10 protein-coding genes are annotated in these 13334 nt (G+C 70.3%); 1 reads left to right on the top strand and 9 read right to left on the bottom strand.

Annotated features, from left to right (window positions below; all coding sequences use genetic code 11):
* Positions 1–75: 75 nt before the first annotated feature.
* From ACZ5XS_RS21355 to ACZ5XS_RS21315, 9 genes are all read right to left on the bottom strand, one after another.
* The gene (locus ACZ5XS_RS21355) at positions 76–1212 is read right to left on the bottom strand and encodes a pseudouridine synthase (protein WP_468653534.1); all 1137 of its coding nucleotides are present in this window, start codon (positions 1210–1212) and stop codon (positions 76–78) included.
* Positions 1212–1886: an SMC-Scp complex subunit ScpB gene (scpB, locus tag ACZ5XS_RS21350; protein WP_468653532.1), complete on the bottom strand. Its 675-nt coding sequence runs from the start codon at positions 1884–1886 to the stop codon at positions 1212–1214. Before scpB ends, ACZ5XS_RS21355 begins: the two co-directional genes overlap by 1 nt.
* The gene (locus tag ACZ5XS_RS21345) at positions 1883–2917 is read right to left on the bottom strand and encodes a segregation and condensation protein A (protein WP_468653530.1); all 1035 of its coding nucleotides are present in this window, start codon (positions 2915–2917) and stop codon (positions 1883–1885) included. The genes scpB and ACZ5XS_RS21345 overlap by 4 nt, the downstream gene beginning before the upstream one ends.
* Before the next feature lie 18 nt (positions 2918–2935).
* Positions 2936–3520 (bottom strand): hypothetical protein, encoded by a 585-nt coding sequence (locus ACZ5XS_RS21340; protein ID WP_217238782.1) that lies wholly within the window; start codon positions 3518–3520, stop codon positions 2936–2938.
* The gene (locus ACZ5XS_RS21335; RefSeq protein WP_468653528.1) at positions 3505–4641 is read right to left on the bottom strand and encodes a ParA family protein; all 1137 of its coding nucleotides are present in this window, start codon (positions 4639–4641) and stop codon (positions 3505–3507) included. The genes ACZ5XS_RS21340 and ACZ5XS_RS21335 overlap by 16 nt, the downstream gene beginning before the upstream one ends.
* Positions 4642–5067: 426 nt before the next feature.
* Positions 5068–6192: an alanine dehydrogenase gene (gene ald, locus ACZ5XS_RS21330; RefSeq protein WP_468653526.1), complete on the bottom strand. Its 1125-nt coding sequence runs from the start codon at positions 6190–6192 to the stop codon at positions 5068–5070.
* Between the two features lie 136 nt (positions 6193–6328).
* Positions 6329–8440: a tetratricopeptide repeat protein gene (locus tag ACZ5XS_RS21325; protein ID WP_468653524.1), complete on the bottom strand. Its 2112-nt coding sequence runs from the start codon at positions 8438–8440 to the stop codon at positions 6329–6331.
* A gap of 161 nt (positions 8441–8601) precedes the next feature.
* Entirely contained in the window at positions 8602–9228 is a 627-nt protein-coding gene (locus tag ACZ5XS_RS21320; protein WP_468653522.1) for an NUDIX domain-containing protein, read from the bottom strand.
* 85 nt (positions 9229–9313) lie between these two features.
* Positions 9314–10960, bottom strand: a complete 1647-nt coding sequence (locus ACZ5XS_RS21315; protein ID WP_217238777.1) for a CTP synthase — start codon at positions 10958–10960, stop codon at positions 9314–9316.
* Positions 10961–11480: 520 nt separating this feature from the next.
* On the opposite strand from ACZ5XS_RS21315, the gene ACZ5XS_RS21310 reads away from it, so the two are divergent.
* Entirely contained in the window at positions 11481–13283 is a 1803-nt protein-coding gene (locus ACZ5XS_RS21310) for a glycoside hydrolase family 15 protein (protein ID WP_217238776.1), read from the top strand.
* The last annotated feature ends 51 nt before the right edge of the window (positions 13284–13334 follow it).

Here is a 13334-nt window from a genome sequence, read left to right as displayed (position 1 = left end):
GCAGGAGGGCGAAAACGGATCGGCCGGCCCCGAGAACGATCCGGAACCGGCCGCACACACGCGTGGAGGGGCGGACTACAGGTCGACTTCCTTCATCAGCATGCCGACCTCGGTGTTCGACAGCCGCCGCAGCCAGCCCGACTTCTGGTCGCCCAGGGTGATGGGGCCGAAGGCGACGCGGACCAGCTTGTCGACCGGGAAGCCGGCCTCGGCCAGCATGCGGCGGACGATGTGCTTGCGGCCCTCGTGGAGGGTGACCTCGACGAGGTAGTTCTTGCCGGTCTGCTCGACGACCCGGAAGTGGTCCGCCTTCGCGTACCCGTCCTCCAGCTGGATGCCGTTCTTGAGCTGCTTGCCCAGGTCGCGCGGGATCGGGCCCACGATGTGCGCGAGGTAGACCTTCTTCACGCCGTACTTGGGGTGGGTCAGCCGGTGCGCCAGCTCGCCGTGGTTGGTGAGCAGGATGACGCCCTCGGTCTCGGTGTCGAGCCGCCCGACGTGGAAGAGCCGCGTCTCGCGGTTGGTGACGTAGTCGCCGAGGCACTGCCGGCCCTCGGTGTCCTCCATCGTCGAGACGACACCGGCCGGCTTGTTCAGCGAGAAGAACTGGTACGACTGGGTCGCGACCGTCAGGCCGTCGACCTTGACCTCGTCGTTCTCCGGGTCGACCCGCTTGCCCTGCTCCAGGACGATCTCGCCGTTGACCTCGACCCGCGCCTGCTCGATCAGCTCCTCGCAGGCACGCCGGGAGCCGTAGCCGGCGCGCGCGAGGACCTTCTGCAGCCGCTCGCCCTCCTGCTCGGCGCCCGGGAAGGTCTTGGGCAGCTTGACGTCCTTCTTGTCCGCGTACCGGTCCCGGTTGCGCTCCTCGGCCCGCGTCTCGTACTCGCGGGAGGTCGCCGGGACCGACCGGCCGCGCTGCTGGGGCCTCTTCGGCCCTCCCTTGGCACCGCCGCGGGCCGCGCCGCCGCGCCCCGCCTTCGGGCCCTCATGAGACGCGCTGGGGCCCACGTCGTAGCGGCGCTCCTCGGGGCGGGGCTTGCTGGGACGGCCCTGACCCTGGCCCTGGCTCTGGCCCTTGGCCTGACCACCCTGGCCCCTGCCCTGCCCCTGAGCCTTGCCCGGGCCCTGCTTCTGGCCCCTGTTGTTGCCGGCCCCGCGGGGGTTACCGCGCCCGCCGCTCTTGCCGCTACCGCTGCCACTGCTTCGCATCAAAGTTCCGTCGTTGTCGTGTTCGGCATGTTCGTCCTGGGACCGTCGTCCGGCTCCGGAGCATCCGGATCGAACGACGGTACGGCTTCCTGGGTCTCGGCCTCGATCGCCTCCGCCTCCGGGAGGAAGGGCGCGAGCTCCGGGAGCTCGTCCAGACCGCGCAGGCCCATCCGCTCCAGGAAATAGTTCGTCGTCGTGTAAAGGATCGCACCTGTTTCGGGTTCCGTGCCCGCCTCCTCGACCAGACCGCGCTGGAGGAGGGTGCGCATCACGCCGTCACAGTTGACTCCGCGGACCGCCGAGACCCTGCTGCGGCTGACCGGCTGACGGTAGGCGACCACCGCCAGGGTCTCCAGGGCGGCCTGGGTGAGTCGGGCCTGCTGGCCGTCCAGGACGAAGCCCTCGACGGCCGCCGCGTACTCGGGGCGGCTGTAGAAACGCCAGCCGCCGGCGATCAGCCGCAGCTCGAAGCCGCGGCCCTGCACGGTGTACTCGTCGGCCAGCTCCCGCAGCGCGTCCCCGACCTGCCGTCTGGGCCGCTGGAGGATCTTCGCCAGGTGCTCCTCGGTCGCCGGCTCGTCCACGACCATGAGGACGGCCTCCAGGGCCGGCTTGAGGTCGAGGCCGGCGACGGCCCGCGGCCCGGCCGGAACGCCGGTGTTCTCCTCGCTCACGGCTTCTTCTCCTCTTTGGGCTCCTCGGGCGGCCGGTCGAACTCGTCGGTGACCACGGGCTGGGCGTCCCCGTCCCCACCGGTCCAGCGCACGAGCAGCTCCCCGAGAGCGGTCTCCTGGTCCAGTGCCACGGCCTTCTCCCGGTACAGCTCCAGCAGGGCCAGGAACCGCGCCACGACGGTCAGGGTGTCGTCGATGTCCTCGACCAGTGTCCGGAAGCTCGCCTCCCCCAGCTCCCTGAGCCGCGCGACGACGATCTGGGCCTGCTCCTGGACGCTCACCAGCGGCGCGTGGATGTGGTCTACGTACACCTGCGGCTTGGGCCTGGGCTGCATCGCCTTGACGGCGAGCCTCGCGAACCCCTCGGCGTCGATGCTGATGACCACCTCGGGCAGCAGTTCGGCGTGGTGCGGTTCGAGTCCGACGGTACGGGGGTAGCGGCGGGCCTCCTCGTCGAGGCGTCCGCTGAAGATGTCGGCGATCTGCTTGTACGCGCGGTACTGCAGGAGCCGTGCGAACAGCAGGTCCCGGGCCTCCAGCAACGCCAGGTCGGCCTCGTCCTCCACCTCGGCGACGGGCAGCAGCCGCGCCGCCTTCAGGTCCAGCAGCGTGGCCGCGACGACCAGGAACTCGGTCGTCTGGTCGAGGTCCCAGTCCGGGCCCATCGCCCTGATGTGGGCCATGAACTCGTCGGTCACCTTGGACAGGGCGACCTCGGTGACGTCCAGCTTGTGCCGGGAGATCAGCTGGAGGAGCAGGTCGAAGGGCCCCTCGAAGTTGGAGAGACGGACCTTGAAGACGCCGTCGGAGGGCTCCCCGGCGTCCGGGTGGACGGGAGGCTCCGCGGGCGTCAGAGCCTCCACGACGGGAGCAGGATCCTCTGCGACGGGAGCAGGAGGCTCCGCCGTGACGGGAGGCGGCTCCGGAGCCGGGGCCCCAACGGGCGCTCGGCCTGCCCCCGGCCCCTTCCCCAGCGCACGCCGACGGCCGGCGGTGGCGCCGGAGACGGGGGGCACGTCGTTCGAGGTCATGGCCCCCGCAGGCTACCGCTACCGCCCGCGCAGCCGTCGTACGAGGATGCTCGCGTCCCCGCGGGACTCCAGATCGGCCAGCACGACGGCGACGGCCTCGCGGACGATCCGCCCGCGGTCCACCGCCAGCCCGTGCTCGCCGCGGAGCACCAGACGGGCGTGCTCCAGATCCATGAGCTCCTCGGCGGACACGTACACCGTGATCTTCTCGTCGTGCCGCTCACGCCCGCTGGGCCGGCGCGAGGCCGCCCGTCCGCGCTTGCCGCGCGGGGCGGCGCCCGAGGCAGAACCTTCCTGCTCGTCCTGACGACGTCCGGAGCGGTCCGCGCCCCGGCTGCGGGACTCGCCGGTCTCGGCCGGCTCCGCGCCGGTCGCCACGTGCTCCGCGCCGTCGCCGTCACCGCCCTGGGCGGGCACCGACTGCGGTGCGTCCTCGGACGAGGACGGAGGCGATGCCCCCGCGGCCCCGTCGGACTCCCCCGCGGGACCCGGCACCCGGGCCTCGCCGTTGGCCCCCCGCCGGGGAGTGGACGCCTGGAGCGCCATTCCCCCTGTCGTACGGAACAGTTCGTCGGCCCCCGGCAGACTCACTCGGCGTGACACCGGGCGAGCACCTCCCTGGCCAGCTGACGGTAGGCGGCGGCACCCACGGAGTTGGACGCGTACGTGGTGATCGGCTCGCCGGCGACCGTGGTCTCCGGGAAGCGGACCGTGCGCCCGATGACCGTGTGGTAGACGTGGTCGTCGAACGCCTCCACCACGCGCGCGAGCACCTCACGGCTGTGCACCGTGCGGGAGTCGTACATCGTGGCGAGGATCCCGTCGAGCTCCAGCTCCGGGTTGAGCCGTTCCTGGACCTTCTCGATGGTCTCCGTCAGCAGCGCGACACCGCGGAGGGCGAAGAACTCGCACTCCAGGGGCACGATCACCTTGTGCGCGGCCGTCAGGGCGTTCACCGTGAGCAGGCCGAGCGAGGGCTGACAGTCGATCACGATGTAGTCGTAGTCGGCCATGAGCGGCTTCAGGGCGCGTTGCAGCGTCGACTCGCGCGCCACCTCGGAGACCAGCTGGACCTCGGCGGCGGACAGGTCGATGTTGCTGGGCAGCAGGTCCATGTTGGGGACCGCTGTCTTCAGGAGCACCTCGTCGGCCGCCATGCCCCGCTCCATGAGCAGGTTGTAGACCGTGAGGTCGAGCTCCATCGGGTTGACACCGAGACCCACCGACAGCGCGCCCTGCGGGTCGAAGTCCACGAGCAGCACACGACGGCCGTACTCCGCGAGGGCGGCACCCAGGTTGATGGTGGACGTCGTCTTGCCGACGCCGCCCTTCTGGTTGCACATCGCGATGATCTTCGCGGGTCCGTGATCGGTCAGCGGGCCCGGGATCGGGAAGTACGGCAGCGGACGGCCGGTCGGGCCGATGCGCTCACGGCGCTGGCGGGCAGCGTCGGGCGCGAGCGTGGCCGCGTACTCGGGGTCGGGCTCGTATTCGGCGTCGGGATCGTAGAAGTGCCCGTCGGGCAGTTCGTCGTAGTCGGCGAAGTGGTTGTGGGGCGCGCCACTTCCGTCGCCGGCCATGGCGTTCACGTGATGGCCATCCATGCTCTGGTGTGCTGGCTGAGTCACCCCTGAGGTCCGGTGACTCCTGTGGGCTGCGAAGGTGCGCACCGCGACGGAGCCGACAGCCTCGAACCCCGCGGGGCCCTCGGCCCGTGCAGGCATTCCTGGTTGACCACCCCCGGGAGAAAATGTCGACTCATTCACAAGTCGTCTTACCTCCTTGGTGACCAGGAAATTTCTAGACAGGTCAGCGTGGCACCATGCCGACGGTTGGCGACTCTATGGCGTGTCGGGCGTCCGCAGCAACACAATCCGCCGGACCCGGCAGGATGTGTCGGCAATGAAACATCCCTCTGTCAAGGGCGTACGGCCGTCGCACGGCAGGTTTCACCGGTGTACGAATCGGTTCAAGGGTTACGTTCGAGGCGAGTTGACCCAGAGCCGCAAAGTGACCATACACACACCCGGCCGGACCTTTGTCGGGCAAGGTCCGGCCGGGTACGCGGTGTTGACGACCGTGTTGACGTATCGCCTTTTGCCGAATGCTGACTTGGCGACGCGACCTGCGGCTTCGCGGCGTGTGTCCGCTCAGCCGAGCAGCGTCTCCAGCTCCACATGCTCCAGGCCGTGCGCTTCGGCGACCTCACGGTAAACGACCCTGCCGTCATGGGCGTTGAGCCCCTTGGCCAGCGCGGGATCGCGGCGCAGTGCATCCGCCCAGCCGTGGTCGGCGAGTTCGACGATGTACGGCAGTGTCGCGTTGGTGAGCGCGTAGGTGGAGGTGTTCGGCACCGCGCCGGGCATGTTGGCGACGCAGTAGAAGACCGAGTTGTGGACCGGGAAGGTCGGCTCGGCGTGGGTGGTCGGGCGGGAGTCCTCGAAGCAGCCGCCCTGGTCGATCGCAATGTCGACAAGGACACTTCCCGGCTTCATGCGCGACACGAGTTCGTTGGTGACCAGCTTCGGCGCCTTGGCGCCCGGGATGAGCACGGCGCCGATGACGAGGTCGGCCTCCAGGCAGGCCTTCTCGAGCTCGAAGACATTGGAGACGACGGTCTGGATCCTCGTACCGAAGACCTTGTCGGCTTCCTTGAGCTTGTTGATGTCCTTGTCGAGCAGGGTCACGTGGAAGCCCATGCCGATGGCGATCTGCGCGGCGTTCCAGCCCGAGACGCCGCCGCCGATGACGACGGCCCGGCCGGCCAGCACGCCGGGGACACCGCCGGGCAGCACACCGCGGCCGCCGTTCGCGGCCATGAGGTGGTAGGCGCCGACCTGCGGGGCGAGGCGGCCCGCGACCTCGGACATGGGAGCGAGCAGCGGGAGCGCGCGGCTGGGCAGCTCGACCGTCTCGTATGCGATCGCGGTGGTGCCGGACTCGATGAGGGCGTCCGTGCACGCCTTGGAGGCGGCCAGGTGCAGGTAGGTGAAGAGCGTCTGGTCCTTGCGGAGGCGGTGGTACTCCTCGGCGATGGGCTCCTTGACCTTGAGAAGCAGGTCGGCCGTGGCCCACACCTCGTCGGCGGTCGGAAGGATCCGGGCGCCGGCGGCGACGTACTCGTCGTCCGTGATCGAGGAACCGGCACCGGCACCCCGCTCGACGACGACCTGGTGGCCGTGGCGCACCAGCTCGTGCACACCGGCGGGGGTGATGGCCACCCGGAACTCGTTGTTCTTGACCTCGCGGGGGATGCCGACCTTCACGTCGATCACGGTCCTTGGCTCAGAGGATGTCGGGGCATTGCAAGACATACCCAGGCATGCGAGGGCACACCAGGATGCACCGCAGGAGAAGGTGCGGCAGAGCCAGTCTAATGAAGGTGTTCCCGCTGTCTAGCCTTTCATTGCATCAATCTTCAGCGGATGTACTACGGATTTCGCAGGCGTTAGCGCTGTGTTCCGGTAGATTGGGGGGCTCCGGGACCGGATCGGCCTCCCCATCGGCCTCCCCGGCGACCCCGTCAGGCCCCTGCGGCTCCTCCCCCAGCAGCCGCTCGGCCGCGCCCCTGTGCAGTGCCGCCGCCGCGGGATCCCCGAGGTGCTCCAGCGTGTCGGCGAGCCGCAACTCCAGTGCGGCCTGCAGGCGTACGTCCTCGGCGCGACGCGCCCACTCCACGGCCTCCTGGCAGGTGTCCAACGATTCCTCGGGCCGTCCGGCGTACTCCTGGACGCGCGCGAGTTCACTCAACGCCCGTGCGTGGGCGGCCACATCGCCGTATCTGCGGTACCCGGCGACCGCGGCCCGCCAGTTGCGCTGCGCCTCGCCGTACCGGCCCGCGTAGGTGTGGGCCGCCGCGATACGGCCGTACAGCCGCGCTGCGTCTGCGCGCTCGTCCCGGGCGAGGCGCTGGACGAGGGCCCGGCCGTACCAGTCGGCGGCCCGGTCGTAGTCCCCGAGCTCCAGGTACGCGCCGCCTACGGATTCCATCGCGCGGCCGGTCGCGTACGGGTCGTTCGCCTCCCGTCCGGCGTCCAGGGCCGCCCGATAGCGGGCCAGGGCCTTGGTGGTGCGGCCGGTCCTGGCGTCCAGGTCGGCGAGGTTCAGGAGCGCGGCGGCCTTCTCGCGGGGCAGCCGGCGGCGCTCGGCCACGTCCAGGACGAGGCGGTGGATGCCGTACAGATCGGGCGCGGCGGCCTGGGTGCCGAAGTGGGCGACCATCGCCCGCACGAGCTGGGACATCAGGCGCCGGGCGAGGGTGTCCAGCTCGCCGTCGGCGACCGCGAGACGGACCGCGGCGAGCAGGGCGGGCCTGCGGATGCTCAGCCAGTCGGCCGCCGCCCTCGGGCTCGGGAAGCGCAGGGAGCGCGGCATGCCCTGCAGCTTCTCGCGGGTGCCGGGGTCGTCGGTCTCGGTGATCGCCCGGCAGGACTGCAGCAGCCGTACGGTCCGCTCCAGCATCCGGGCGCGGGCCAGCTGGAGCTCGGCGGGGCGGTCGTGGGACTCGGCGAGCGCCTTCAGCAGCGGCTGGAGACAGCCCGGCACCTCGTACTGCGGCAGCGGCGAGGGCACGGCGCGCAGCAGGCCGAGGGCGACGAAGTCGTCCAGGGTGGTGCGGGCGCCGCCCACCGAGCAGCCGGCGAGCGCGGCGGCGGTGTGCGGGTCGACCAGGCCGGCCGGGGCGAGGCAGAGCAGTCGCAGTATCCGGGCGGCCGGAGCGGGCAGGGACATGTAGGCAAGCCGGAAGACCCTGCTGAGCGGGGTCGCTCCTTCGTCGCCCTCGGTGTGCAGGTGCTTGGCGAGGTCGGCGACGGCCGCCTTGGGCCGGGCGGCGAGCCAGCCGCCGGCCAGCGTCAGCGCGGCGGGCTGGGCCTGGCACTCCTCGACCAGGCCCTCGGCGGCCCGGGGGTCGACGGTGATGCGCACGGAACCGGTGTGCCGGGACAGCAGTTCGAGGGCGGACTTGGTGTCGAGGCCGCCCAGGGTGCACGGGCGAACGTCCGCGATCCCGGTCAGCGGCCCCCCCGAGACGGCCACAACCAGGCAGTCCGGGGTGTCCGGCAGCAGGGCGTCGACCTGCTCGGCGGTGGCCGCGTCGTCGAGCAGGAGCAGCACCCTGCGGTCGGCAAGGGCCTCGCGCAGGGCGGCCGTGAGGTCGTCCTCGGCGGCTCCGGCGGGCGTCGGCAGCTCCAGTGCCACCAACAGTTCGCGGGCGGCGTACTCGGTCGGCACGGGGGTGCCGTCGGGCTCGCTGAGCCGGGCCCGCAGGACGCCGTCCCGGTAACGGTCCGCGACCTGCCGGACGAGTTCCTCGGCGAGCGCCGTACGGCCCGAGCCGGGTTTGCCCGCGATGAGGAGCACGCGTGCGCGGGGAGCCTTGCGGCCGGAGATGGTGTCCAGGCCGGCGCGCTCGATGTCGGCGCGGAGTTCTTTCAACTCTCTTGTACGGCCCAGGAATCGAGACTCCGCAGCAGCGTTTCCGGACAGCTGCACGCCGCCTGTGTCCACCGCCTGATCCGTCACGGGCCACACTCCCGTCCCACCGCACGCGCAAGCCCGCCGGGACTCCGGTTCGGGCGTTTCCAGAGCCTAGTTCACGCTCTGCTACGTTCCGTGTGGAGCGCGGCGGACACGTCCCCCGATCGGATCAGCCGATGGTCACATGAGCGGCGGGGTCTGTGGGTTCAGGACTCGAAGGGTCGCGCGGGCCAGGGCGCCTCGGCCGGACGCAGCGCTTCGAGCCCGTCCCCGCCGCGCGCGGCGACCAGGGAGAGCACTCCGACGACGAGGCAGTTGTTGTGCAGGTCCCCCGCGAGCACGCCCCGGACGAGCTCGTCGACCGGCACGCGCGCGTGCTCCATGTCGGCCTCCTCGTCCTCCACCTCGAAGCGCTCCCCCTCCGCCTCGGACAGACCGCGGGCGAGGAAGATCCGTACGGCCTCGTCACAGCCGCCGGCCGTCGTGTACACGTCGGTGAGGACCCGCCAGTCCTCGGCCTTGACGTGCGCCTCCTCGTACAGCTCGCGCTGGGCGGCGTGCAGCGGGTTCTCGCCGGGAACGTCGAGCAGGCCGGCCGGGATCTCCCACAGCTTCTGCCGCACCGGGTGCCGGTACTGCTTGATGAGCAGGACACGGTCCTCGCCGTCGAGGGCGACGACGGCGACGGAGCCGGGGTGGACCTGGTAGTCGCGGCCGACCACCGAACCGTCGGGCATGACCACCTCGTCCGTGCGGACGGAGGTCTTGTTGCCCACGAAAGGAGTCTCGGTGGACCGGATCTCCCACGCCTCGGGGGTGTCCTTGATCGTCATGCCCTGTCCTTCCACGTGCGCAAAGAGGCCGGGGCGCCCACCTTTTGAATGCGCGCGCCCCGGCCACCGTACAACTGTTGTGCTGCTACGAATTCTTCCGCTCGACCGAGGCCTTCACGAGACCGGCGAACAGCGGGTGCGGACGCGTCGGGCGCGAGCGGAGCTCCGGGTGCGCCTGCGTCGCGACCAGGTAGGGGTGGACCTCGCGCGGGTACTCGACGTACTCGACGAGCTTGCCGTCCGGCGAGGTGCCGGAGAACAGGATGCCCGCCTTCTTCTCCAGTTCGGCGCGGTAGGTGTTGTTCACCTCGTAGCGGTGCCGGTGGCGCTCCTCGACGTACTCCTTGCCGTCGTACACCTCGCGCACGATCGAGCCCTCGGCCAGCTTGGCCGGGTACATGCCCAGGCGCATGGTGCCGCCCATGTCGCCCTCGCCGGCGACGATGTCGAGCTGCTCGGCCATGGTGGAGATGACGGGGTGGCCGGTGGCCGCGTCGAACTCGGTGGAGTTGGCGTCGGGGATGTCGGCCAGGTTCCGGGCGGCCTCGATCACGATGCACTGCAGGCCCAGGCACAGGCCGAGCAGCGGGATCTTGTTCTCGCGGGCGTAGCGGATGGCGCCGACCTTGCCGAGCACACCGCGGTCGCCGAAGCCGCCGGGGATGCAGATGCCGTCGACGTCACCGAGCTGCTGGGCGGCGCCGGCCTGCGTCTTGCAGTCGTCCGAGGTGACCCACTTGATCTTCACGCGGGCCTTGTTGGCGAAACCGCCCGCGCGCAGCGCCTCGGTGACCGACAGGTAGGCGTCGGGCAGGTCGATGTACTTGCCGACCAGGGCGAGGGTGATCTCGTGGTCGGGGTTGTGGACGCGGTCGAGCAGGTCGTCCCAGGTCGTCCAGTCCACGTCGCGGAACGCGAGGTCCAGCTTGCGGACGACATAGGCGTCCAGGCCCTCGCCGTGCACGGTCTTGGGGATGTCGTAGATCGAGCGGGCGTCGGGGCAGGCGACCACGGCTGCCTCGTCGACGTCGCACATCAGCGAGATCTTCCGCTTGATCGCGGTGGGGACCTCACGGTCGCAGCGCAGCACGATGGCGTCCGGCTGGATACCGATGTTGCGCAGGGCCGCAACCGAGTGCTGGGTCGGCTTCGTCTTCAGCTCCCCCGAGGGGCCGATGTACGGCAGGAGCGAGATGTGCACCACGAAGACGTTGTCGCGACCGACCTCGTGCCGCACCTGGCGGACCGTCTCCAGGAACGGCAGCGACTCGATGTCGCCGACCGTGCCGCCGACCTCGGTGATCACCACGTCGACCTCGTCCGTCGCCATGCGGCGGATGCGGTGCTTGATCTCGTTGGTGATGTGCGGGATGACCTGCACGGTGTCGCCCAGGTACTCGCCGCGCCGCTCCTTGGCGATCACCGTGTTGTAGATCTGGCCGGTGGTGACGTTGGCGGAGCCGTCCAGGTCACGGTCGAGGAAACGCTCGTAGTGCCCGATGTCCAGGTCGGTCTCGGCGCCGTCGTTGGTGACGAACACCTCACCGTGCTGGAAGGGGTTCATCGTGCCCGGGTCGACGTTCAGATACGGATCGAGCTTCTGCATCACGACGCGCAGGCCCCGCGCCTTGAGCAGCATGCCGAGGCTGGAGGCCGTCAGGCCCTTGCCGAGCGAGGAGGCGACACCCCCGGTGACGAAGATGTGCTTGGTCGTCGTGGATTTGGGCGTCATGGCCAAGAGGGGGCTCCCGTGGTCGCGGTCTGGGGGTGCGGGGCGGCTTCCGGCCCGGAGACACCGGGTTTTTCTGGGGGAGCCGTCGCTGCGGTTCGGGGGTTTCTTGCCCACCGGTCCACGGGCTACCAGGGTATCAGCGCCCGGACGAGATGGCTTCCGGCCACGCTCCGCGCACGGGTCGGCACAGCCTGCACGGCCTCACGCGTTTCTCACCCCTTGCTCACCCGTTCGGCGCACCTGCGTTGCCCGGAGGGGCACGCGGATCATCTACGTGCGTCGTATCCTGCTCGGACACTCGCTGAACGAGCCAGGCCGGCAACACGGCACCACCCCCGCCCGTAAGCACCGGAACAACGAGAGCTCGTCAGTTCGTTGAGCAACAGTTGTCGTTTTGCCTCACGGCACCACAGCCTGTTTTGCTTCACCACTCAACGACGTATGACAAAGACCCCTTGACCGCACTAGCGACAGCCCCCCGTTTTCCGGGGGCGACGTGGCCGTTCGACTGGAGTTGCACGTGGCCGGGCGCATCGAAGACTACGCACTCATCGGAGACATGCAGACCGCTGCCCTGGTCTGCCGGGACGGCACGGTGGACTGGCTGTGCCTGCCCCGCTTCGACTCGCATGCCATCTTCGCCGGTCTGCTGGGCACCGAGGAACACGGTTTCTGGCGGCTGGGACCCGCGCACGCTGCCGACGCCGCGCCGCCCACCGCGGCCCGGCGCAGCTACCGCGGCGACTCCCTGATCCTGGAATCGGAGTGGGACACCCCCCGTGGCACGGTCCGTGTGACGGACTTCATGCCGCCCCGTGACGGCGCCCCGCAGCTGATCCGGATCGTGGAGGGCGTCTCGGGCCGCGTCCCGATGCGCTCGGCGCTGCGGATGCGTTTCAGCTACGGCCGGGTCGTCCCGTGGGTGCACAAGCACGAGGGCCGTACGGTGGCCGTCGCCGGCCCCGACTCCGTGTGGTTCGACACGGAGGCCGAGACCTACGGCAAGTCGCTCACGACGTACGCGGACTTCACGGTCGCCCCGGGCGAGCGGATCGCGTTCACCATCTCCTGGGAGCCCTCGCACAAGCAGCCGCCGCCGCTGCCGGAGCCGGAGCAGTCGCTGGAGGCCACCGAGGACTTCTGGCGGGACTGGGTCGAGCACTGCACGTACCACGGCCCGTACCGCGAGGCGGTGGTCCGCTCCCTGATCACGCTCAAGGCGCTGACGTACGCCCCGACGGGCGGCATCGTCGCCGCTCCCACCACCTCCCTGCCGGAGGAGATCGGCGGCGTCCGCAACTGGGACTACCGCTACACCTGGCTGCGGGACGCGGCGATCACCCTGTCCTCGCTGCTGCGCACCGGCTACCGCGAAGAGGCCCGCGCCTGGCGCGAGTGGCTGCTGCGGGCGGTCGCCGGCGACCCGGAGAACCTGCAGATCATGTACGGCATCGCGGGCGAGCGCGAGCTGGGCGAGGCCGAGCTGGACTGGCTGCCGGGATACGAGAACTCCGGGCCGGTCCGGGTCGGCAACGGCGCCGCGCACCAGCTCCAGCTGGACGTGTACGGCGAGGTCACCGAGGCCCTGCACCTGGCCCACATGACGGGCCTGGCCCGCAACGACTACGCCTCCCTGCTCCAGCTGAAGCTCATCCGCTACCTGGAGGACCACTGGGACGAGCCGGACGAGGGCATCTGGGAGGTGCGCGGCCCGCGCCGCCACTTCGTGCACTCCAAGGTGATGGCCTGGGTCGCCGTCGACCGCACGATCAAGCTGATCGAGTCCGGCGACGCGGACGGCCCGCTGGAGAAGTGGCGCGAACTGCGCGACGACATCCACCGGGACGTGTGTGAGAAGGGTTACGACAAGGAGCGCAACACCTTCACGCAGTCGTACGGCTCCAAGGAGCTGGACGCCTCCCTGCTGCTGATCCCGCAGATGGGCTTCCTGCCCCCCGACGACAAGCGCGTGATCGGCACGATCGAGGCGATCCAGCGCGAGCTGTCCACGTCGGACGGCTTCATCCTGCGCTACCCGACGGACGGGGCCGACGAGGGCGTCGACGGACTGCCCGGCGACGAGGGCGCCTTCCTCGCCTGCTCGTTCTGGATGGCCGACGACCTCGCGATGATCGGCCGCGTCGACGAGGCCCGCAAGCTGTTCGAGAAGCTGCTGTCCCTGCGCAACGACCTCGGGCTGCTGGCCGAGGAGTGGGACTCGCGCCTGCAACGCCAGGTCGGCAACTTCCCGCAGGCGTTCAGCCACGTGCCGCTGATCGACACGGCCCTGCGTCTGACGGCGTCGGGAGCCTACGGCGGCTGAACAGGACCGGCCCGCCGCTCCCGCCTAGGCTGGAAGTCACCTATCCCCCGC

This window comes from Streptomyces sp. NPDC033131 (assembly GCF_055578365.1).
Note: the sequence above shows the minus strand (reverse complement) of the source record. Positions and strands in the feature narration are given on the sequence as shown.